This is a genomic window from Dactylosporangium fulvum, from assembly GCF_025137375.1.
GTDB lineage: Bacteria > Actinomycetota > Actinomycetes > Mycobacteriales > Micromonosporaceae > Dactylosporangium > Dactylosporangium fulvum.
The window spans coordinates 10,189,780-10,211,766 of sequence record NZ_CP073720.1 but is presented as its reverse complement, the minus strand read 5'-3'; the positions used below and the strand labels follow the sequence as shown (position 1 = coordinate 10,211,766).

Genomic DNA, 21,987 nt, shown 5'->3' with positions numbered 1-21,987 from the left:
CCGTCCGGAACCGGCAAGGAGTCAGCGTTGGCGTCGATGACCTATGACGAGTTCCGTGCGCTCCGGCGGTTTCCGGCGCTCGACGGGCTACGCGCCATCGCCGCACTGATGGTGGTGATGTTCCATTTCGGGGGTTCCGACTGGCAGTGGCTGTCCGGCCACAGCGGGGTGCACATCTTCTTCGTGCTCTCCGGCTTCCTGATCACCACGCTCGCCCTGCGCGAGGAGGAGCAGCCGGGCCGCATCTCGTTCGTCAACTTCTATCTGCGCCGGCTGTTCCGGATCGTGCCGGTCTACCTGGTGGTGCTGCTCGCCATGGCGGTCCACTTCGCACCACCCGGAGCGTTGTTCGGCGACCTGAACGGCGGGATGCCCTACTACCTGACGTTCATGAACGAATTCAGTACGTACGGAATCTTCACCATCTCCTGGACCCTGGGGATCGAGCAGAAGTTCTACCTGGTGTGGCCGCTGGTCGCATTCGCCGCCGGGGTCATCCCGCTCGGTCGGCGGCTCGGGGTGACGATCGGGCTCATCGCCGCCGCCGCGGTGGCCGCGACGCTCAGTCGTGACCTGTACATCCACTACATCCCGATCCTGATCGGCTGCCTGCTGGCGATCCTGGCGCACCATCCGCGGGGGTTCGCGGTCATTCGACCGCTCACGCATCCGATCGTCGGCACCGCGCTGGCCCTCGGGTTCATCGGGGTCCAGCTCGCACTCGACTCGGCCAACAACGCCTTCGGTGGAGTCAGGGTCATCCCGTGGTACGCATTGTGCGTCGCCCTTGTGCTGCCCGGCCTGCTCGCCCGCACGCCCGGCACCTGGCTGCTCTCGACGCGGGTGCTGGGCTTCATCGGGGAGCGGTCCTATTCGCTGTACCTCGTGCAGGTGCTGGCCGGCGCGGCGGTGCTGTGGCTGGTGGAGGTCGGCAACCAGTTGCTCGGCACGGGGTTCGTGCTCAACTACGGCAACACGAGGGCGATCCTCGTCGCGATCGTCTCGCTGGTGATGGCCGATGTGCTCTACCGTCTGGTCGAGCAACCGTGCATCAAGCTCGGTAGGCGGATCGTCGCCTGGCGGCGCTCCCGTCGGGAGGCGAGCGCTGGACACCGCCCAGCGCCGACGGACGCCCCGGCCGGTCTCGGCACGCAGGTGCCGCATCAGCGCTCCGCCGCTGAGACGGCCGAGCCGAACGTCGCGAGCGCACCGCAACGATGAGCGCCAACTGAACCGGAAGGTCCTTGGGCCGGCGGGCCTTGTGGAGCGTCGCAGAAGTGACTAGCGTCCGATCGTTCGTCGCATGCTCGCGCTTACCATAGGGATCTCATGCGCCCGTCAGCCGTCGCCGGCGCGCTGGAGCTCGGCGACCTCGCGGAGGACGTGCTTGAACGCCGCGTACTGCGCCGCACCGACCGCTTCGGCGTGACGGCGCTCGATGTCGGCGACGATGGCGTCGGACCGGGTCATCATGTCGAGGCCCAGCTCGGTGGGGACGATCAGCTTGGCGCGGCGGTCCTGCGGATCCGGGCGCCGCTCCACGTAGCCGAGGTCGACGAGCTCGTCGACGAGGGTGCCGATCACCTGCTTGTGCTGGCCCGAGAGGTACGAGAGGGTCGTCGCCCGGCTGCCCTCGACGTCGAGGTAGGCGAGCACGGCGCCGTGGCGGGGGCGCAGGTTGGGGTGGCCCTCGTCGGCGAGCCGGCGGAACAGCTCCTTCTGGAGCGCAAAGAGGACCTGCGCTGACAGCATGCCGAGATCGGGGTCGGACTGTTTGCGGAGACTGCGGGACATTCGGTTCGGCCCTCGGTGCGGTCAGCGTTGCCGATAGTCAACATTAGTGACCAGGGCGCCGCTCGGTGTGCCGAGGCGCGCCGGGCCGTCGGTGATCCGCCGGAACAGCCGCACCGCGCCGACCAGCACCGCCGGGGCGGTCAGCAGGTAGAGTGCCACGCCCGGCGCGGCCACCAGCGGGCTCACCGGGAGCAGGACGAGCAGCCGCAGTGACAGCACCGGGACGATGAGCACGCACAGGCTCGTCACGCCGAAGCCCAGGGTGTAGCCGAGGTGGCGCCACGCGAAGCGCAGCTGGTCGCCCACCCGCCGGACACCGTGGTGATGCATCGGCACGGCCAGGACGAGCAGCCCGATGAGGAAGCCGTTGAAGACCAGGCCGACCGCCGTCGCCGCGGCCAGGTTGACGCCCGGGATCCACAGCAGCGGGATGATGACGAGCCAGCCGGCCTGCAGTACCACCGTCACGATCAGGGTCTGGCGAAGACAGACAGCGGCGGCCCGGTGCCACGCGGGAGGCCGCACCGCCGTGCCGCCGACCTGCCGTGTGACCGACCTGGTGATGAACGGGAAGAACGCCGCGCCGAAGAACATCGTGAGCGGCACGGTCATGGCGGTCATCGCGCTGTGGAAGAACATCGTCGCGCTGACCCAGACGACACCCTCGATGGCCCAGCGGATCGCGGTCGGCCAGCCATCCACGAAGCCGAGGAGCCAGTCGACCAGCACCTGGACCAGCGCGGCGGTGGCCTCGTGCAGCCCGAGCAGGGCCACGGCGGTCAACGCCACCGGCACCAGCACGAGAAGCCAGAGCCGGGGGCTGCGCAGGAAGTGCCCGCCGCCGACGAACACGTAGCCGACGCCGGTGAAGAAGCGGCCGATGCCCGACCCGACCCGCTTCGCGCCGCGGACCGTCTGCCGTCCGGCCGCACCCGCGACGCCGGCCGCCCGGGCGGCCGCCAGCTGCGCGGCGGTGACCACCTGCCCGGCGCGGACCGGCCCGGCAAGTGACGCAGGCGCCGCGGCAGGGGGAGGGCCGGAGGGCGCGGCGGGAACAAAGGGAGCGGAAGGGCCGAGGGGCGCGGGCGCGGAAGGAACAGCGGGTGTGGAGGGGCCAGGGAGCGCGGGAGAGGCAGGAGGCGCGGCCGGGAACGGTGGGTGCTCGTGCGGCTGCTGATCCACGGTGAACGAGCCTAGGGATAGATGACCGTGGTACCAAGCCCTACCCGGCGATTCGGCGGAGACGCACGCTTGAAAGCCGGCCGATCCGAGTGCCCGCATGCCGCCGGGAAACACACGAAATCGGCCCGCTCGAAATGAGCGAGCCGATTTGAAGGAATTGCATCAGGCGGACGCCACGGTGCCCTGGGCGAACACGGTCTCGAACTGCGCGCGGAGCGCGTTGAGCTCACCGAACTCGCGGAAGGTCGCCGACTCCGAACCCTCGGCCGCGAAGACCGAGTCCGTCTCGACCGCGGAGTGCTCGTAGTTGGTGAAGTCCGTCTCCTCGTAGCGGGCACCCGACGGGTCGGTGTACTCCATGTGGTGACCCTGCTGCAAGCTGGTCGACTCGGCCGCCGCGTGGTCCTGGCCGTAGACGCCGAACTCCGACTGGTAGCCCGCCTCGCTCCCGGACGTCTCGTGCAGCTGCTCGAGCTCGCCGCTCTCCTGGCCCGCCTCGATCTCGCCGTACTCGGTCATTATCTTTTGTTCCCTTCAGCGCTAATTTATGTCCTTGCGATGGGTAAGACGGTACGGATCTCGACGGGCGATCAAATCCCGGAAACGTGCCACGGCGGCGCGCGACAAACGGAGAGGAAAAGTGACGACGATGCAGGTGAACGAGCTGCTGCTCGAGGGCTACGGCCGGCTGCCCGAGCTGGTGCACGGCGCGGTCGACGGGCTCACCGCGGAGCAGTTGCACTGGGCGCCGGCGCCGGGGGCGAACTCCGTCGGTTGGCTGGTCTGGCACCTCATCCGCGTGCAGGACGACCACATCGCCGAGCTCATCGACGGCGCGGAGCAGGTGTGGGCGACCGGCGGCCACGCGTCCCGGTTCGGGCTGAAGCCCGACCCGGGCAACACGGGCTACGGTCACACCGCGGCGGAGGTGGCGGCGGTACGGCCGGACGGCCCCGACGCCCTGATCGCCTACTTCGACGCGGTCTACGAGCGGACCCGCGACTGGCTGGCCACGCTGACCGCCGACGACCTCGACCGGATCGTCGACGAGCGCTGGGACCCGCCGGTCACGCTGGGCGTGCGCCTGGTCAGTGTTCTCGACGACGACACCCAGCACGTCGGGCAGGCCGCCTACGCGCGGGGCCTGCTGCCCGACTGACCGTTGCCCGTTCCGGCACGCCTGAAACGTCACCGAAGACACAGGGCAACAGGCCGGTTCCGGTGGTGTACTTGATTTGTACGATCAACCGCATCGCATCGGGAGATGTACATGGCTGAGCAGCGGCATCGCGTGGTCGTCGTCGGCGCCGGTTTCGGCGGCCTGTTCGCCACGAAGGCGCTGCGCAACGCGCCCGTCGACATCACGCTGATCAACAGCACGTCACACCACCTGTTCCAGCCCCTGCTGTACCAGGTGGCGACCGGCATCCTCTCGGAGGGCGAGATCGCCCCGCCGATCCGCGAGGTCCTCAAGCGGCAGAAGAACGTCTCGGTGCTGCTGGGCACCGTGACCGCGATCGACGCCGAGGCGCGCACGGTCGCCGTCGCCGCGCCGGGGATCACCTACACCGTCGGCTACGACACGCTGATCGTCGCGGCCGGCGCTTCGCAGTCGTACTTCGGCAACGACAACTTCGCCGAGCACGCGCCCGGCATGAAGAGCATCGACGACGCGCTGGAGCTGCGCGGGCGGATCTTCGGCGCGTTCGAGCTCGCGGAGCTGGAGACCGATCCGGCCGCGATCGAGCGGTGGCTGACCTTCGTCGTGGTCGGCGCCGGCCCGACCGGTGTCGAGATGGCCGGGCAGATCGCCGAGCTCGCGCACCGGCACCTTCCCGGCCAGTACCGCAACATCAACCCGCGCCAGGCGCGCATCATCCTGATCGACGCGCTCCCCACGGTGCTGTCGACGTTCGGCAACCACCTGTCCACCCAGGCGCTGCGCCAGCTGCACCGGCTCGGCGTGGAGGTGGAGCTCGGCACGAAGGTCGTCGACGTCGACGAGACCGGCATCGAGGTCGAGACGAACGGCGGCCGCCGGCGCATCGAGTCGATGACGAAGATGTGGGCGGCCGGTGTCGCGGCGCCGGCGCTGGCCCGGCAGATCGCCGAGGCGACCGGCGCGAAGACCGACCGGGCGGGCCGGATCGAGGTCAACCCGGACTGCACCGTGCCGGGCCATCCGGAGATCTTCGCGGTGGGCGACATGATGGCACTCGACCAGCTGCCCGGCGTGGCGCAGGTGGCGATCCAGAGCGGTCGGCATGCCGCCGGGCAGATCAAGCGCCGGCTCGCCGGTGAGCCGGCGGGGCAGCCGTTCGAATACCACGACAAGGGCAGCCTTGCGACCATCTCGCGCTTCCACGCGGTCGCGAGCGTCGGTCGGCTCCACTTCGCCGGCCTGCTCGGCTGGCTGCTCTGGCTGGTTGTCCACCTGCTGTACCTGGTCGGGTTCAAGAATCGGGTCACCGCCGTCATGCACTGGTTCGTCAGCTTCATCGGCCGCGGCCGATCGGAGCGGGTGGCGACCTTCCAGCAGGTGTACGCCCGCCGCGCGATGCGGGAGTATCAGCACAAGCTGCCGTAGGGTGGCCATGTGGCAGCGTGTCCCGAGCCGGCCAGGGGTGACCTTGGCCTCTCCGGGGTAACCCCGGGGACGCACGATTGAGCACCGCAGCGCACCGCCGGCCCGACGCAGCGCTCCGCGCAGGCCAGGGCAGGCACGACCGGGCATCGTCGGGACACGCTGCCCTCGCCGACGCCTTCCTGGCCACGCAGGCCTGGGAGCGCAAGGCGCTGTTGGACGCCGGCCACGAGGTGCTCGGGCGGCGGCCGCGCTGGCTCGGGCCGGTGGTCTCCGCGGTCCTCGGTGCCTATCGGGAGCCGCCGGCCGACCGGCCGCGGGAGCTGGCCGCGTTTGTCGCGGCGCTGGGCCGCGTGCCGCACCGCACCCGGGTGGTCGTGCGCCGGGCCGTGCCGACGCGCACCGTGCGCATGCGCTGGGACACGCCGCGGCTCGACGACCTCGCCGCCCTCGCCGACTTCCTCGATCTCGACGGCGACCGGCTCGACTGGTTCGCCGACCGGCGCGAGATCAACCGTCTGGCGCGTGATCAGGCGCTACGGCACTACCGCTGCACCTGGCTGCCGCACCGGTTGATCGAGGCGCCCAAGCCCCGCCTGCGCGCCGTTCAGCGGCGGCTCCTCGACGAGGTCCTCGGCCGCCTGCCGGTCCACCCCGCGGCCCACGGATTTGTTCCCGGTCGCGACGTGCGCACCTTCACGCAGGTACACCTCGGGCAGCACACCGTCGTGAGACTTGATCTCGCCGCGTTCTTCTCCAGCGTCACGGTCTCGCGGGTGTACGGCCTGTTCCGCACCGCCGGCTACCCCGAGCCGGTCGCACACACGCTCGCGGCGCTGTGCACGACCCGCACCCCGGCCGACGTGCTGCGGTGCGCTCCTTCCCCCGCACTGGCGGCGCTGCTGCGGCAGCCGCACCTCCCGCAGGGTGCGCCGACGTCACCGGCGCTGGCGAACCTGTGCGCCTTCCGCCTGGACCGCCGCCTGTCGGGCCTCGCCCGCTCCTTCGCCGTCCGGTACTCGCGGTACGCCGACGACCTGGCGTTCTCCGGCACTCTCGGCGCGGGGGAGGCGCGTCGACTGGTGGCGTCGGTGACGCGGCTCGTCGCCGACGAGGGTTTCCGCGTCAACCCGGCGAAGACGCGCATCCGTGGCCGGGCCGACCGCCAGCACCTGGCCGGGTTGGTGGTCAACGTCCACGCCGCCGTCCCCCGGGAGGAGTACGACCGCCTGCGCGCGATCCTGCACAACGCCGCGCAGGTGGGCCTGGCGGCCGCGAACCGCGACGGCCACCCCGACTTCGCCGCCCATCTGGCCGGCCGGATCGCCTGGGTCGGCCGCTCTCACCCGTCGCGGGCCGCGAAACTCTCCGCCCTGTTCGCAGCTCTCCATCTCCCCTCCGCGCGTTGATCATGCACTTGTGGTGCCGCGACGCTCCCGGAATATCCGGGTTTGTCGGGCACCACAGTGCATGATCAACGCTGAGCAGGGAGTCAGCAGGACAGCGCGCCGGGGCCTACGCCCACGCCGAGGATCGCGACGAACCGCTGGTACGCCTGGACGCGGCTCTGGACCTGGGTCGGGTTGCGGCCGTTGCACTCCAGGCTGCCGTTGATGCTGCGGATCGTCTCACCGAAGCCGGCGCCGTTGACCATCGCGTTGTGCGGGGTCATCGTGCCCGGGCCGCTCTGCGTGTTCCAGTACCAGAGCGCGGTCTTCATCGCGACCGCCGGATCGGTCTGCACCAGGTTGGGGTTGCGCAGCAGGTCGATGCCGAGCGCGTCGCCTGCGGCCTTGTAATTGAAGTTCCAGCTGAGCTGGATCGGGCCGCGGCCGTAGTACGCGGCCTGCCCGGCCGGGCAGCCGTAGGGCTGGCTCATGTCGCAGTAGTGCGGGTAGTTCGCGGTGTTCTGCTCCACGATGTGGACCAGCCCGCCGGTCTCGTGGTCGGCGTTGGCGAGGAAGGCGGCGGCCTCCTGCTTGCGGGCAGCGTCACTGCCGGTCTTCGCGAACGCCGGGTACGCCGACAGCGCGTTGACCAGGCCCTGGTACGTGTAGAAGGGGTTCCGGTTCGGGAACATCTGGTTGAACTGGGCCTCGCTGACGACGAAGCCGCCGTTGCCACCGGTGGGCGGCTGGGTGGTCGGGGTCGTGCCGCCGCCACCGCCGCTACAGGCGTACGGGTCCCAGTACCAGGTGCTGACCACCGGGCTGTACCCCGGGTTGTCGTGCTCGGCGATGTAGAACTTGCCGTCGGTGAACTTCACGATGTCGCCGGTGACGTAGTTGCGCCCCTGCACCCAGGCGGGGAAGCTGCAAGCGCCGGTCGTGCCGGTCTGGGTCGGCGGGTTCGGCGTGCTGCCGCCGCAGGCGCCCTGATCCTCCCAGACGCCGGTGGTGCCCGGCGGCGCCTCGTTCTGCGTCCACCACTTCGCGCGGTAGTTCCGGCCGTTGTGGGAGACGGTGCCGCCTCCGGTGTAGACGGCTGACGCCTGCCACTGGGCGGCGCACGTGGCTGCGGCGGCGGGCAGCATGTTGAAGACCGCGACCACGCCACCGGCCAGGGTCACCGCGGCGAGCATCGCCAGCAGGCGAACTCTCGACACCTTCGATCACTCCTTCAAGACGACTCCGACACATCCGACCAGCCCGAGCCGCCTCAAGGAGTGAACATCATCGTTTTATGAAGAGTATTTACGGTTCTGTTGAGGCGGCGACCATCCAGACGTGACCGTCCGGATCCTCGAACGCGCCCGCGTAGGCCCACGGCTGGCTGCCGGGCTCGGTCACGACCTTCGCGCCTGCGGCCCGGGCACGGTCGATCATGGCATCGACCGCGGCGCTGTCCGCCGCGTCGAGCGACAGGACGCACTCGCTGTCGCCCGGCGCCGCCACCCGGCGGTCGCCGATCACCCAGCCGAAACCGCCCGTTGGGATGAGCATGAGGCGCATGCCGTCGTTGAGCGCGAACTGGAGCGGCTCGGGCACGCCGTCATCGGCCGGCGCCCCGAACGGCTCGAGGGCGAGGACGGCGCGGTAGAAGTCGCAGGAGGTGCGGCGGTCGGCGATCGGCAGGCCGACCAGGACTGAATACGTCATACCCCTAGCTACGACCGCCGAGCGCCGAACTCATCGGCGCGCCCACCTTCTCGATGAGCTCACCGAGCATCCGCTCGGCCTCGTCGTGCGGCACCTGGCAGGTGCCGGCCGCGAGGTGGCCGCCCCCGCCGTACTGGAGCATGATCGAGCCGACGTCGGTGGGCGAGCTGCGGTCCAGGATCGACTTGCCGACCGCGAACACGGTGTTGAGCTTCTGCCTGCCCCAGATCACGTGGATCGAGATCCGCGCCTCCGGGAACAGCGCGTAGATCATGAACCGGTTGCCGGCGAAGATGACGTCCTCGTCGCGCAGGTCCACCACGACCACGTCGCCGTGCACATGGCTGACCCGCTTGAGCTGGTCGACGAACAGGTCCTGCTGGTCCCGGAACAGCTCCGCCCGCTCGGCCACATCGGGCAGCGCGAGGATCTCCTCGACGTCCTGGTGGTCGATGCACGCGTCGATGAGCAGCATCATCAGCTGGTAGTTGGAGATGCGGAACTGCCGGAAGCGGCCCAGCCCGGTGCGGCTGTCCATGAGGAAGTTCAGCAGCGTCCAGCCGGTCGGCTGGAGGATCTCGGTGATGTCGTACTGCGCGGAGTCCGCCCGGTCGACCGCCTCCATCAGGTCGTCGGAGACGGCGGGGAAACGTTCACGGCCGCCGAAGTGCTCGTAGATGACACGGGCGGCCGACGGGGCTCCCGCGTCGATCACGTGGTTCGTCGCCGTGCCGCCGGTGCGCAGCGCCTCCGAGTGGTGATGGTCGAAGACCAGATGGGCGCCGGGAGCATACGGCAGGTTGGTGAGGATGTCCGTCGGCCCGATCTCGACCGTGCCGTCCTGAACGTCCTTCGGGTGCACAAACGTGATGTCGCCGATGAGGTCCAGGTGACGGAGCAGGACGGCGCAGACGAGGCCGTCGAAGTCGCTGCGGGTCACGAGTCGGTACTTCACTGCGGATCCCCTCACCTGCGCGGTGGCCGGTCGACAGTTTCCCTATCGGCCGGCCGTCGCGAAATGTGAGACGAAACCTCAGAGGATCGAGAGGTGCACGTGGTTGGTGTGGTCGCTGGACGGATCGCCACCCGCGCCGCTGTAGCGGTGCCAGCCGACCGCAGGGGTCCAGACCTGTCTGTACCAGATCACGTACATGACGCCGAGGCGGTCGGCGTTCTTCACGAAATACGTGGCGAGGTTGGCGCCGTAGACCTTGTCCTCGCCGGTGGCGTCACCGCCGAAGCCGGACTTCGCCTGCACCGAGAAGTCGCATGCGCGCCCCTTGGGGTGCTCGTACGGCCCACCGGGCCGGTAGCAGGCGACGAACCGCTTGAACCCGGCGGCCTGGGCCTGCTGCATGGCGTGGAGCAGGCGCGGCGTGATGCAGCCGCTGGTGGTGGGGTCGTTGACGTTGCAGGATTCCTTGGGCCACGAACCGTTGGCGTTGCGCGGTGCGGGCTTGGCCAGCGGCAGGTTGGCGGAGACGAAGCCGTTGCTGGGGCCGCCCGCCTGGGCGAGCGCCTTCTCGGCGTCCTTCTTCTTCGCCGCCATGACGTTGACCTGCTCCTGCTGCGTCGCGATCTCGGCGTCGAGGGCCTGCTTCTGCTCCGACTGGTTCCGCTTGAGCTCGTTGAACTGGCGCAGCAGTTTGTCGTTGTGGTGGGCGAGCTCGTCGATCGAGCCGGCCCGGGCGGCGAAACTTTCGGGGCTGTCGGAGTCGACGAGGACGGCGACGGTGGTGAGGGGGCCGGTGCGGAAGGCCGCAACGGCGATCGAGGACACCTGCTCGGTGAGGGCGGCAAGCTGTGCCTCGGTGGCCTGCAGTTGCGTGGTCAGCTCGGCCTGGCGCTTCACGGAGACGTCGAACTTCTCTTTGGCCTCGAGCCAGGCGCGGGTGCTCACGTCGAGGGCCTGGGCGAGGGTCGGATTGGCGCCCGCACCCTCGTCACCGGTGTCGTCGCCCGGCTCGGCGGAGGCCGGTGTGGCGGCGAGCCCCGCAAGCACCACGGCCGCGAGGACCGCGACGAACACCCGCCGGTAGGGATGTCGTGATGACATCTGGTTCGTTGTTCCTTCCGTCGGCCGCCGACCGAGTTAGCTGACGGGTTCGGGACGGAACGACCCCTACCGCCGTCCCGGTTCGGACGTCGGATTCACCCCAACGTAACGGTGGGTCCCCGGCTCGCCGCGGACGGCGATTGGGCGGCAGCCCCGCCCGGCACCGGGGGCGGTGCCTGCCTGGACGAGACCGACGGCCAGCCTACCTACAGCAATCCGCTTGCGCAGCGTACCGTTTGTGTGCAGTGTGACCTAGACCATGAAACCGCTGCTCGGCGTTGCGTCCAGTGACTCAGATCACCCGGTGGGGTGAGGTTTTCGGGCCTCGGCAATTACCCCGGGTGATGGCGTCGATCAGCATGAGTACCGCGATCCCAGGGGAGTTGGTGTCCCTCTGCCCGGACCGGTGGCGGCAGGGTCGCATCCGGGTGGCCGGGCTCGACCGCTGCACCCTTCAGGGTTCAGCGCGCGTGATCGCGAACTTGCCGCAATCATGGCCAGGCGCCAACCGAAGCCCGGGGACCAGTTTCATGATCGCGGACGTTTCAGCGGGTTCCAGGCCATCGGAACGTCCGCGATCTGTGCGTGCTCCGCGCTTGGCCTGACCCGGGTTGCTTGATCGTCGGAAACATCTGGCTGTCCAGGCAACCCGAAGTTTCCCTGGATCTACGAACCGCAACCGGAGACTCCGGCACCGGCGCTCGGCGAGCCGCTGCGCCGGCCGGCCGGGCTCGACGTCGACCTCTAGGAGCTGACCACGGCCGAGCAGCTCGAGGTCCTCCCGAGCGGCCCGGAGCGGACCCTCGGCGCGCCCGGACCACGGTCCGTCGTCTGCGACCGACCCGAATTAGTGCCCTCGCGGGTGCGGTAGAGGCGGCGGATCGCGGGAAGCGGTGGAAAGCACTGAAAACACCAGGAATCGGGGGAGATCCGTGAAAGCTGTCGTGTTCCACGGCGTCGGGGACATCCGTCTCGAGGACGTTTCGGAGCCCAAGATCGAGCAGGCGACCGACGCCGTCGTCCGGATCACCACCTCGGCGATCTGCGGTACCGACCTGCACTTCATCCGGGGGACCGTGCCGGGGATGAAGCCGGGGACCGTCCTCGGCCACGAGGGGGTCGGCGTGGTCGAGGAGGTCGGCGAGGGCATCCGCAACTTCCGCCCCGGCGACCGGGTCCTGCTGTCGGCCGTGCTCGGCTGCGGCTCCTGCTCGTACTGCCGAGCGGGGTACTTCGCCCAGTGCGACACCGTCAACCCCAACGGACCGCGGTCCGGCACCGCCTTCTACGGGGCGCCCGTCGCGAACGGCGCGATCAACGGGCTGCAGGCCGAGTACGCCCGCGTCCCGTGCGCCCACACGAACATGTTCCGCCTGCCCGAGTCGGTCTCCGACGCGCAGGCGATCCCGCTGTCGGACATCTATCCGACCGGCTACTTCGGCGCCGTCATCGCCGAGGTCTCCGACGGTGACGTGGTCGGAGTCTTCGGCTGCGGCCCGGTCGGCCAGTTCGCCATCCTCTCGGCGTTCCAGCGCGGCGCGGCCCGCGTGATCGCGGTCGACGGGCACGGCGACCGGCTGGAACGCGCGCAGATGCTCGGCGCCGAGGTGATCAACTTCAACGAGGTCGACCCGGTGGCGGCGATGCTGGAGCTGACCCGCGGCATCGGCCCCGACCGGGTGATCGACGCCGTGGGTGTCGACGCGGAGAGCCCGAAGTCCGGCCCGGCCGCCGGCCGGGCGCGTGAGCAGGCCGACCAGCACCGTGAGGAGCTACGGCAGATCGCGCCGCGGACGAACGAGCACAACGGGCAGTGGAAGCCCGGCGACGCGCCCACGCAGGCCCACGCCTGGGCCGTCGACAGCCTGGCCAAGGCCGGCACGCTGGGGATCATCGGGGTGTACCCGCCGACCGACCGGTTCTTCCCGATCGGCACAGCCATGAATCGCAACCTGACGATCAACATGGGCAACGGCAACCACCCGCGGTACATCCGCAGGCTCATGGCCATGGTCGAGTCGGGGACGGTCGACCCGGACCGGATCCTCACGCAGCACGAGCCGATGCGGGAGGTCATGCGGGCCTACAAGGAGTTTGACCAGCGCCGGCCCGGCTGGCTGAAGGTGGCGCTGGACCCGAGCCACTGACCGTTTACCCGACTGTATATTTGTAAAGGTCAACTACTGTGCTTCTCGGCATGACCGAGGGAGCACACGATGAGGCGATCCACCGCCGTACCGCTGGGGCGCAGCTATCTGGCGCTGGCGAGTCTGGCGACGAGTGCCGGCCTGATGGCGGCGTGCGCCAGGCAGCCCGACCGGCAGGTCTACTGCGCCGACCGGGACGGGGTGATCGTCGACGACGGTCGGTGTGACGGGCGGGACGACCGCTACTACCTCTGGGCCGGCAACTACGGCCGTGGGCTCAGGCCGGGGCAGAAGCTCGTCGGCGGCACGCGGATCGCTTACAACGACAAGGCGGCCCGGGAGCGCAACGGCCTGCCCGGCACCGGCAAGGTGAGCAACGGCCATGTGATCAAGGGCGGCTTCGGCGGCTCCGGCTCCGGTAGTTCCGGCGGCTGAGGTGCGCCGGATCGCCACGGGAGTCGTCCGGCCGGGCTGGCGCGAGACCATCGCCGGCCAGGGCCTGGTCTACAACGACACCGCGCTGCCGTCCGGCGGCGCGGTGTCGTACTGGCGTGAGGGGCCGTTCTACGACTTCACCTCGGCCGAGGTGGACTCGCTGCACACCGACGCCGAGACGCTGTTCGAGATGTGCGTCGCGGCCGGCGACCACATGCTCGACGAGCGGATGCTCGGCCGGCTCGGCATCCCGGAGTTCGCCTGGGACCAGGTTGCCCGCACCTGGTACGACGACGAGACCGAGCCGGGCGGCCGCTCCCGCGGCGACTTCTCGCCCAGCGTCTACGGCCGCTTCGACCTGCGCTACACCGGCACCGACGGCGCCCGGCCACAGTTGCTGGAGTTCAACGCCGACACCCCCACCGCGCTGCCCGAGTCGGCGGTGATCCAGTGGTACTGGCACCAGCAGACCGCTCAGGGCAAGGACCAGTGGAACACGTTGCACGAACGGCTCATCGCCGCCTGGCAGCGCAACATCGGCCGGCTCCGCCAGGCGCGCCCCGCCCTGCCCGACCCGCTGACCATCCATTTCGCCTGCGATGACGCCGACGACAGCGGTGAAGACGTCTTCAACACCGAATACCTGATGGAGACGGCCCGCCAGGCACTGGGGCCGGTCGGCTGCCGGGTGAAGTTCCTGTGGATGAGCGAGGTCGGGGCCGGTGACATCGCCGCCGGGGACCATTTCTACGACGCCGACGGCGAACGCGTCTACGTGATTTTCAAGCTCTATCCGTGGGAGTGGATGACCGACGAACGGTTCGCCCGCCAGTGCTTCCGGGACATGGGCGACCCGCTGCGCAACGGCACCGTCTGGATCGAGCCACCGTACAAGATGCTCTGGAGCAACAAGGGCCTGCTGCCGGTGCTCTGGAAGCTCTATGGCGACGACCCCGCCCGCCGTGACCTGCTGCTGCCGGCGTACTTCGAGGAGGAGCGGCCCGCCTGGCTCACCTCCTACGTGCGCAAGCCGCTGCTCGGGCGGGAAGGCGCCAACGTGTCGATCGTCGTCGACGGTGTGCCGGTGCTCAGCACGCCGGGGCCGTACGGTGACGGCCGGTTCGTCTGCCAGGCGTATGCGCCCCTGCCCGGCTTCCCCGACGAGCAGGGCGTGCCGTGGCATCCGGTGCTCGGCCTGTGGTTGATCGACGGTGAACCCGCCGGCCTCGGTATCCGCGAGAGTGGCGGCCTCGTCACCGACAATCTGAGTCACTTCGTCCCCCACACCATCGACCACACCGGCTGACCCCCGCCGGCCGAGGAGAACTGACAGCATGGAAGATGCGGCGCCTCTGATAGCGGTGCTCCAGGTGCTCATCGTCGTGGTGGGCGTCGGCGGCGGCTGGTGGTTGCTCAACGCCCTCACCGCGTTCGACGACCACGAGGAGCTGTGGATCGCGAACAACTGGGGCTATCTGGCCCAGCGGGTCGGTTTTGTGTTCGTCCAGGTGATCGGCATGTCCAGCCTGGTCGGCCAGGACATCGACCGGTGGAGCTCGCTCGCCTGGGTCGGTGGTGGGTTTGTCTGGGCCACGATCCTGGCCGCCCTGGGCTTCATGATCACCGACTGGATGATCCTGCGGACCCGGCACACCCCGCTCAGCAAGCTCGACACGGTGCCGCTCTCCATCGGGCTGGTCCGCCTCGGCTTCTACCTCGGCCTCGGCCTGGTCGTGCGGGCGACGTTCGTCGGCGCGGCGCCGGACCTGGGCACCGCGCTGCTCGCCACGCTCGTCTTCACGGTCGCCGGGATCGCCGGCCTGGTCATCGCGTTCGCGCTGCACAGCCTGGTGACACGCGGCAGCGACCTGCGCAAGGCGGTCGTGGCCGGCGGGGTGACGGAGGGGCTGGAGAGCGCCGCGGTGCTCACGGCGGTCGGCCTGATCCTGCACGGCGCGATCGCCGGCGACTTCACGAACTGGGGCGACAGCCTGACCGGCTTCGGCGTGGCGCTCGGCGTCGCCTACGTCGGCCTCTACGTCGCGCGGTACGTGATCGACTGGTTCATCCTCACCGGCGAGTGCACGCTGAAGACGATCCACGCCCAGCAGCAGAAGGGCGCGGCGGCACTGCTCGCGTTCCTCCTGGTGATGGTGGCGGTCCCGATCAGCGCCGCGGTGAACCTGTCCGTCGCGTAGCCGCTCTTGCGCCCAGAGGTCCAGGCCCTGGTCACCGCGCTGCGGAGCACGCGATCCCTTCATACACATGTTCTATCCACAGGCTGTGGATAGAACATGTGTATGAATAAAGTTAAGCGGCGTGACCTGCGCACAGGCGGCCGGCACGGCGCCGTCGCGACAGCCGGTGGAAGACGCGCGGCCCGCTGGACGTCGAAGGTCCGGGCGGCGGTCAGCCCCGCCGGTCCCCCTGTTGCGACGGGGTCAACACCCCTCTTGCAGCTCCCGGTAGGCCCCGATGACCGCCCGCGTCCGCTCGGCGAGCTCCCGCGTCCCGTCCGGCGGCGTGGTGACGGGCGGGGTGATCCGCCCCAGCAGGCGGTCGGCCTGTCGGACGGCCTCGTGTGCCTTGCGCAGCGTTTCCTCGTCCTGGACGAACCGCGTGCACTCCGCGGCGAGCGTCTCCAGCGCCGCCAGCCGCCGCTCGATCTCCGCGTGTACGGGCAGCCGGGACGCCTCGACGACGGCGAGCCGCTCGGCCAGCTCGCCGTGCAGCGCGACCCCCGCAGGCAGGTCGAGCCGCGCCCGCTCCAGGCTGTCGACCTGCTCGCGTAGTGCCGCATGATCGCGCAGCAGCCCGGCCAGCGCCCACAGCGAACCGGCGATCTCCTGCCGCGGGCTGTCGACCCGGGTCAGCGACCGCAGCTGCGGCCAGGTGGTCAGGGCGATGCGTGCGGCACGGAAGCCGCGCCGGAAGACCTCCGCCTCCGGGCCGCGCCGCAGCATCCGGTGCCGCTGGTCCCAGCGTTCGGTGAGGGCCGCCTCCCCGGAGACGTACCGGTGTCCGATGTAGACGACGGCGGCCACGCCCATGGGCACCCCGACCCACGGCGTGAAGACCGCCGAGACCGTGATGGCCACGCCCGCGGCCACGACGAAGGCGCCGCCGGTGAGCAGACGCGCCCCGGCCACCTCGGGCGAGGACAGCGTCCATTCGTCCCCGTCGCCGCCGGGAACCGAGATGTGGACGACGCCGTCGTGGTTCACCCGATCGACCCGCCGGTCGAACACCGGCTCCTCGATCGAGACCAGGCAGCGCCCGGCTTCGTCGAACGCGACGAACAGCACCCGTCAACTCTATCGACGCGGGCCCCTGTTTCGTGGATACGAAGCAGGGGCCCGCGGTGTTGATCTACCGGGTCACAGGCGCGCGCACTGGCCCGCGGCCGGGCCGCGCACCGTGTTCGGCCGGCCCTCGTCGGCCGGCTCCGGGCTGTTGCCCGAGCAGGAGAGCAGGCCGCTCACCGTGTTGCCGGCGACGACGACGGACGGGCCGCCCGTGTTGCCGTTCACCGTCAGCGGGCCGGATACGGTCGCGCCGTCGAGCCGGACCCCCTGGTTGCCGGTCACCGTGACCGGGCCGCTGATCTTGGCCTTCTCGATCAGCACCGGACCGGTCGCGCCGTTCACCGTTACCGGGCCCGAGACCGTCGTGCCGGAGAGGATGAAGAGCGCCGGGCCGTTGGCCGTGACCGGACCCGAGATGGTGCCGCCGGTCGCGACCAGCGAGGCGCCGGCCGCGACGGCCATCGGGCCGGAGACGGTCGCGTTGTCCAGGCAGGCGATCCCGGAGCTGACGGTCAGTGGGCCGTTGTGGCGGCCGGTGATCGTCGTGGTGCACTTCGGGACGTTGATGCCGACCACGATCGGGTTGTGGTCGCTGGCCCGGTACGGGTTCGGGGCGTAGAACGCCGGGTTCCCGTCGTACTCGAAGGCGAACGACTCGTGCGCGTTGATCTGCCACACGTCGACGCCGGCGACCCGGGCGGCCAGCGACGGCGAGGCCACCGCGTGGTCCAGCGAGCCGGACTCGCCACCGAAGACGTAGGTCGCCTTGCCGGCGGTGTTGAGGTCGCGGTACCCCGCGTCGTACAGGACCTGCATCGGGTCTTCGAAGGTGTACGCGTTGAAGTCGCCCAGCAGCAGCACGTCCTCGCTGCGGGTGTCCGCCTTCAGTTGGTTCACGAACCCGACGAGCGACCGCGCCTGGCGCACCCGGTCGCCGTTGAACGCGCCCTGACCGTCACCCTTGTCGGCGTTGTCGCCGACCGCCGCGTCCGAGGTGCTCTTGGACTTGAGGTGGTTGGCGACGACCGTGAACGTGAGCAGGCCCGACTTGAAGGTCTGCGCGATCGGCTCCCGCGCGTTGAACCAGACCGTCTCGTCGTTCAGCGCCCGCGGCTCACCCACCGTCTGCACCTTGGCGGGCTTGAAGATGATCGCGGTCGTGATGAAGTCCTGCTGCGCGGCGGGCGGCAGCTGCGCCGGGTAGCGCACGTAGTCCCACGTGCCCGCGCCGGCCGCCGTGTTCAGCGCGGTGACCAGGCGCTTGAGCGCCTGCTGCGGGTCGGCCGGGTTGAACCGCACCGAGTTCTCGATCTCCTCCAGCGCGACCACGTCGGCGCCGAGGGCGTTGATCGCCGAGACGATTTTCGCCCCCTGCTTCGCCAGCCCGGCCTCGTCGTCGGCGCCGCGCGCGTCGCCGCCGAAGTGGACGAAGTAGTTGAGCACGTTGAAGCTGGCCAGCTTGAGGTCGCCGCCGACGGGCTGCGGCCCGGTGGTCCGCGGGTTGGTCACCTTGAAGGTGGTGCGGGCGGCCGGCGGCGTGTTCGCGTCGACCGGGACCGTCGGCTGGAGCCGCCACTCGTTGAACCCGTACGACAGGACGCTCGGACCGAACGACTCGACCGTGTCACCGACCCGCAGCGGGTTGCCGGGCGAGAAGTACGGCGGCATCAGGCCGGCCGTCGACAGGTTGGTGGTCTTGCCGTCGTCGACGAGCAGCCGCCGGAGCTTGTTGTCGGCCGCGGCCTGCAGCGCCGCCGGCGAGCCCGGGCGGGCCAGGTCGGTCGGGTTCGGCAGGGCCTTGTCGCCGGCGGCGAGGACGACCTCGCCGTACCGGTTGGTGTTGTAGACCTCGGAGACGGTGAACTGGCCGATCGGCGCGACCAGCATCGACTCCACCGACTCGCGGCCGGCGTCGTCGAGCGGCAGGCTCAGCGGCGCCGGCGCGGGCAGCGCGACGCCCTGCTCGCAGACCTGCACGTCGTTCTTGCCGCCGATGGTCAGCTCGGTCAGGCCGCTGAACTCGCTGGGCGTGCCGCCCACCCGGACCCGGTCACCGATCGCGACCGACGGGTGGATGGCGGTGTTGCTGGTCAGGTAGACGAAGATGCCGTCGGACGCCCGGCCGGCGGCCGGCGCCTGGCCGCCGCTGCCCACGGTCTGGACGTAGATGCCGTTGTAGCCGCCGGTCCGCTCGTCGGCGGTGACGACACCCTCGACCACGACCCGGGTCCCGGCGAGCGGCGTGCCGGCGCCGGTGCCCTGGACCTCGGCGATCGTGTGGTCGACGACCAGGCTGTCGCAGTCGGTCGGATCCGGGTCCGGGTCGGGGTTCCCGCCGCCGGTGTTGCGGGTGCCGAAGCTGTTCGCGGCCGCCTCGCGCCAGGTGCCGCCGATCTTCTGCAGGCTGAACCCGACCGGGGTGGTGGAGGTTTCCGCGACGCCGATGTCGGTGCCGGTCAGGCCGTTCGCGGGCCCGCCGACGGCGGTGAAGGTGCCCTCGTAGGTGAGGAACTCGGCGACGGTACCGTCGGCCCGGACGAGCGCGACGCCGTCCGGTGAGCCGTTCTGGATCCCGTCGACGGGGTAGGTCGCGACGACCACGCCGGCGTCCGGCACACTGCCGGAGAGCGTCCGGGTGTTGTACGGCGCCCCGCCGTTGCCGTTGTAGAGGACGATCTGCCAGCCGGTCAGGTCGAACCCGGCGGGCGCCTCGATCTCGATGGCCTCACCGGAGTCGGTGCCGACGTTGTCGTAGTGAATTTCGCTGATGAACGGGGTATCCGCGGCGAACGCAGTGGTTTGGGCGGTTAACGCACCGGCACCACCGACGACAAGCACGCCGAGTGCGCTGAAGATCCTGCGGCGTAACAACCTGAGCCTCCGTCGAAGGGAAAGCAGATTCGCCGCAGCATATTGGGAAACGGTGTCCGTGAATGAACGTCAGGATGTACGAACCCGTGGTCAAGGGTTCGAGGTAGGGGCACCGTCGCTGACCTCGTCGGCGTCACCGATCCGCCCGCGCCGGTCGTCCAGAGGCGCCCGGGCTTTCGGCCCGGGCGCCTCTGTCGTGCTTCAGTTCAGGTGCTGCGTCACCACGGCGCGGGCGCCGGGGGCACGACAACCGGCGGGCGGTCATCGCAGGTGATGGTGTTCGGCAGCTCCCACGGCGCCAGCCACGGGCCCGTGGTGCCGCCGCCGTCGTTGCCGCCCAGGTCGACCAGGGAGAACTCCGAGCCTGCCGGGGTGAAGTGGAACGAGCCGCAGTTGTTGACGCCGACGGCGCCGACGTTGCGGGCGTCCACGTTCTCGAACGTCGCCGAGCCGGCCGCCCGGGCCGAGATCACGGAGGTGCCCGTACCGTCGACGCGGACGTCCTTGAAGTGGACGTTCGTGATCGAGTACAGGTCCTTCACCGGCCAGTCGACGACCAGCATGATCGCGTTGTAGGTGTTGTCGAGGAAGTGGTCGCCGACCACCTGGATGTTCGCGTCGATGTTCTTCTCCAGCGCGAACAGCCAGATCGCACCCAGGCCGATGTTCCAGTTCAGCTCGTAGGTGCCGGACCGGACCGTGGTGTTGTTCGTGATGTTGATCGTGCCGCTGAACGGCTCCGCGCCGAACCGCGTGCCCAGGTGCAGGGCGCTGCCCTCGCGGACCGGGTCGGCCACCAGGTTGTTCGAGACCGTGATGTTCTTGCCGCCGTAGATGGCGATGCCGTTGGCCAGCGTCGGGCTCTGGATCGTGTTGCGGTCGAACGTGTTGTTGGCGTTGACCGTCTTCTCCGACCACATGGCCAGCGCGTCGTCACCGGTGTTGCGCCAGAAGCTGTTCTTGACGCTCGAGTTGGTGACGCCGGTGTGGAAGTTCAGGCCGTCGGCGATCTGGTCGACGACCGTCACGTTCTTGACGTGCGTGTTGGTCATCGGGCCGTCGAACCACAGGCCCACCTTCGTGTGCTGGATGTACAGCCCGTCGATGGTCGAGTTGCTCATCGCGCCACCGATGCCGTTGACCTGGTCGGTGTCGATGCGCTCGCGGACGTCACCGATGATCGAGAAGCCGGACAGGTGGACGTTGTTGCTGCCGCCGTCCTTGGCGTCCTTGCCGTAGAACCCGACGCCGGTGTGGATCGACAGGTCGGGCAGGGGCTCGGAGAGCGCGACCTCTTTGCCCTTGATGATGGTGTACCAGCTGCCGGCGCCCTCGATCGTCACGTTGTCGACGACGATGTGGCGGTTGACCTGATAGATGCCCGGCGGGATGTAGACCTTGAGCTTCGTCTTCTTGGCGAAGGCGATCGCCCGGTCGAACGCGTCGGCCGACTCACGCCGTCCCGTCGGGTCGGCGCCGAAGGCCAGCACGTTCGCCGCGATCAGGTTGATCTTCGGCGCGCCGACCAGCTGCGAGTCGAGCAGGTCGATGACGGTCCAGGCGGCGTTGCTGTTCTTCGGGACCTGCAGCCGGACCTTGTCGCCCGCCCGGTACGTCTTGCCGAGCAGCAGGCGCTGCTCGTCGTAGAAGTGGGTCGGGCGGAACGGCTTGGTGATCTGCGGCGCCGGCGTGGTCGCGGCCGGCACGCAGCCGCACTCGGTGATCCACCAGTCGGGGTGCAGCAGGTCGGCGTTGGGGTCGTTGGAGAACGGATACTGGTTGTACAGCCAGGAGTACTGCGACGTCAGCGTCATGGTCCGCGAGGACCCGCCGTTGACCGTCACGTTGAGCGGCGCGGTGATGCCGCCGCCGTTGGGCGCGTCCGGGATGCTGTACCGCACGTTGATCGCGTTGGCGGCACTCGGCAGCGTGAACTCGACCCACTGGCCCGGTATGAGTTTGACCGCGCTGCGGCCCGATGCCTCCGAGGGCAACGTGTACGCGGTGCGGTCCGGGCCGATGACCACCCCGTTGGTCTTGGCGTTCTCGGCCTCCTGCTCGACGAAGTCGACGTCGGCGCCCCGACCGGCGACGAGCGACGGGTTGAGGGCGGCCCGCGTCACCGCGGCGGCGGACGGCGAGGCATAGGCGGTGGTGCCACCGGCGACGAGGACGCCGAGGCCGACGGCGGCCGCGGTCGCCGCCGCGGACCACCGCGGTGGTACTCGTGTGGTGCTCCGTGACATCGTGACTCGTTTCTCTCGGGATGGCGGACGCCGGAGACGCATCGAGGTGGAGCGAACGTCAAGTGGGGTGTGGAGACGCTCGATGGCGGGGCGGACGCCGTGAGGTGAGGTGACAGTAGGACCGCCGTCCCCTGTTGCACAAGGTCTGACCGATTAATTGCGCGCTCTTGCGCCTTTCTTGCACGGCAGGGCAAGTCTCATTGCAATCATTGCTGGCCGTATGGGCGATTCGCGCCTTTGCCCGCGTTGATCTTGCAATTGTGGCGCCT

General features: G+C 69.7%; 18 protein-coding genes and 1 riboswitch. Of the genes, 8 read left to right on the top strand and 10 right to left on the bottom strand.

What is annotated here, in order from left to right:
* Window positions 1-36: 36 nt before the first annotated feature.
* A complete protein-coding gene (locus tag Dfulv_RS47050; protein WP_259869617.1) occupies window positions 37-1,221 on the top strand; it encodes an acyltransferase family protein in 1,185 nt (394 codons plus the stop codon).
* A 117-nt stretch (window positions 1,222-1,338) separates the two neighbouring features.
* On the opposite strand, the gene Dfulv_RS47045 is transcribed toward Dfulv_RS47050, so the two are convergent.
* The 3 genes from Dfulv_RS47045 to Dfulv_RS47035 form a co-directional block, all read right to left on the bottom strand.
* A complete protein-coding gene (locus tag Dfulv_RS47045) occupies window positions 1,339-1,794 on the bottom strand; it encodes a MarR family winged helix-turn-helix transcriptional regulator (RefSeq protein WP_259860291.1) in 456 nt (151 codons plus the stop codon).
* Window positions 1,795-1,815: 21 nt separating this feature from the next.
* Window positions 1,816-2,775: an EI24 domain-containing protein gene (locus Dfulv_RS47040; protein WP_259860290.1), complete on the bottom strand. Its 960-nt coding sequence runs from the start codon at window positions 2,773-2,775 to the stop codon at window positions 1,816-1,818.
* 363 nt (window positions 2,776-3,138) lie between these two features.
* The gene (locus Dfulv_RS47035; RefSeq protein WP_259860289.1) at window positions 3,139-3,495 is read right to left on the bottom strand and encodes a hypothetical protein; all 357 of its coding nucleotides are present in this window, start codon (window positions 3,493-3,495) and stop codon (window positions 3,139-3,141) included.
* A gap of 130 nt (window positions 3,496-3,625) precedes the next feature.
* On the opposite strand from Dfulv_RS47035, the gene Dfulv_RS47030 reads away from it, so the two are divergent.
* From Dfulv_RS47030 to Dfulv_RS47020, 3 genes are all read left to right on the top strand, one after another.
* Complete coding sequence (locus Dfulv_RS47030; RefSeq protein ID WP_259869615.1) at window positions 3,626-4,135, top strand: mycothiol transferase; 510 nt, start codon at window positions 3,626-3,628, stop codon at window positions 4,133-4,135.
* A gap of 111 nt (window positions 4,136-4,246) precedes the next feature.
* Entirely contained in the window at window positions 4,247-5,563 is a 1,317-nt protein-coding gene (locus tag Dfulv_RS47025) for an NAD(P)/FAD-dependent oxidoreductase (RefSeq protein WP_259860288.1), read from the top strand.
* Window positions 5,564-5,640: 77 nt separating this feature from the next.
* Window positions 5,641-6,969: a reverse transcriptase family protein gene (locus Dfulv_RS47020; protein WP_259860287.1), complete on the top strand. Its 1,329-nt coding sequence runs from the start codon at window positions 5,641-5,643 to the stop codon at window positions 6,967-6,969.
* A gap of 83 nt (window positions 6,970-7,052) precedes the next feature.
* On the opposite strand, the gene Dfulv_RS47015 is transcribed toward Dfulv_RS47020, so the two are convergent.
* The 4 genes from Dfulv_RS47015 to Dfulv_RS47000 form a co-directional block, all read right to left on the bottom strand.
* Window positions 7,053-8,165, bottom strand: coding sequence for a glycoside hydrolase family 19 protein (locus Dfulv_RS47015; RefSeq protein ID WP_259860286.1), 1,113 nt, complete (start codon window positions 8,163-8,165; stop codon window positions 7,053-7,055).
* Between the two features lie 88 nt (window positions 8,166-8,253).
* Window positions 8,254-8,658 carry a VOC family protein gene (locus Dfulv_RS47010; RefSeq protein WP_259860285.1) on the bottom strand — a complete coding sequence of 135 codons (405 nt, stop codon included), beginning with the start codon at window positions 8,656-8,658 and terminating at the stop codon, window positions 8,254-8,256.
* A 4-nt stretch (window positions 8,659-8,662) separates the two neighbouring features.
* On the bottom strand, window positions 8,663-9,613 hold the full coding sequence (locus tag Dfulv_RS47005) for an exopolyphosphatase (protein WP_259860284.1): 951 nt from the start codon (window positions 9,611-9,613) through the stop codon (window positions 8,663-8,665).
* A 78-nt stretch (window positions 9,614-9,691) separates the two neighbouring features.
* Window positions 9,692-10,714, bottom strand: coding sequence for a coiled-coil domain-containing protein (locus tag Dfulv_RS47000; RefSeq protein WP_259860283.1), 1,023 nt, complete (start codon window positions 10,712-10,714; stop codon window positions 9,692-9,694).
* A gap of 9 nt (window positions 10,715-10,723) precedes the next feature.
* Window positions 10,724-10,871, bottom strand: a riboswitch (cyclic di-AMP (ydaO/yuaA leader).
* A gap of 775 nt (window positions 10,872-11,646) precedes the next feature.
* Between Dfulv_RS47000 and Dfulv_RS46995 the strand changes: the two genes are divergently transcribed.
* The 4 genes from Dfulv_RS46995 to Dfulv_RS46980 all read left to right on the top strand — a co-directional run bounded on the left by Dfulv_RS46995 (window position 11,647) and on the right by Dfulv_RS46980 (window position 15,494).
* Window positions 11,647-12,861, top strand: a complete 1,215-nt coding sequence (locus tag Dfulv_RS46995) for an alcohol dehydrogenase catalytic domain-containing protein (protein ID WP_259860282.1) — start codon at window positions 11,647-11,649, stop codon at window positions 12,859-12,861.
* A gap of 69 nt (window positions 12,862-12,930) precedes the next feature.
* Complete coding sequence (locus Dfulv_RS46990) at window positions 12,931-13,296, top strand: hypothetical protein (RefSeq protein WP_259860281.1); 366 nt, start codon at window positions 12,931-12,933, stop codon at window positions 13,294-13,296.
* Window position 13,297: 1 nt separating this feature from the next.
* Complete coding sequence (locus tag Dfulv_RS46985) at window positions 13,298-14,602, top strand: glutathionylspermidine synthase family protein (protein ID WP_259860280.1); 1,305 nt, start codon at window positions 13,298-13,300, stop codon at window positions 14,600-14,602.
* Window positions 14,603-14,630: 28 nt separating this feature from the next.
* Entirely contained in the window at window positions 14,631-15,494 is an 864-nt protein-coding gene (locus Dfulv_RS46980; protein ID WP_259860279.1) for a DUF350 domain-containing protein, read from the top strand.
* A 243-nt stretch (window positions 15,495-15,737) separates the two neighbouring features.
* Here the strand turns inward: Dfulv_RS46980 and Dfulv_RS46975 are convergent, their stop codons facing one another.
* The 3 genes from Dfulv_RS46975 to Dfulv_RS46965 all read right to left on the bottom strand — a co-directional run bounded on the left by Dfulv_RS46975 (window position 15,738) and on the right by Dfulv_RS46965 (window position 21,718).
* The gene (locus Dfulv_RS46975) at window positions 15,738-16,601 is read right to left on the bottom strand and encodes a hypothetical protein (RefSeq protein ID WP_259860278.1); all 864 of its coding nucleotides are present in this window, start codon (window positions 16,599-16,601) and stop codon (window positions 15,738-15,740) included.
* A 72-nt stretch (window positions 16,602-16,673) separates the two neighbouring features.
* Entirely contained in the window at window positions 16,674-19,472 is a 2,799-nt protein-coding gene (locus Dfulv_RS46970) for an ExeM/NucH family extracellular endonuclease (RefSeq protein ID WP_259860277.1), read from the bottom strand.
* 218 nt (window positions 19,473-19,690) lie between these two features.
* The gene (locus Dfulv_RS46965) at window positions 19,691-21,718 is read right to left on the bottom strand and encodes a glycosyl hydrolase family 28-related protein (RefSeq protein WP_259860276.1); all 2,028 of its coding nucleotides are present in this window, start codon (window positions 21,716-21,718) and stop codon (window positions 19,691-19,693) included.
* Between the last annotated feature and the right edge of the window lie 269 nt (window positions 21,719-21,987).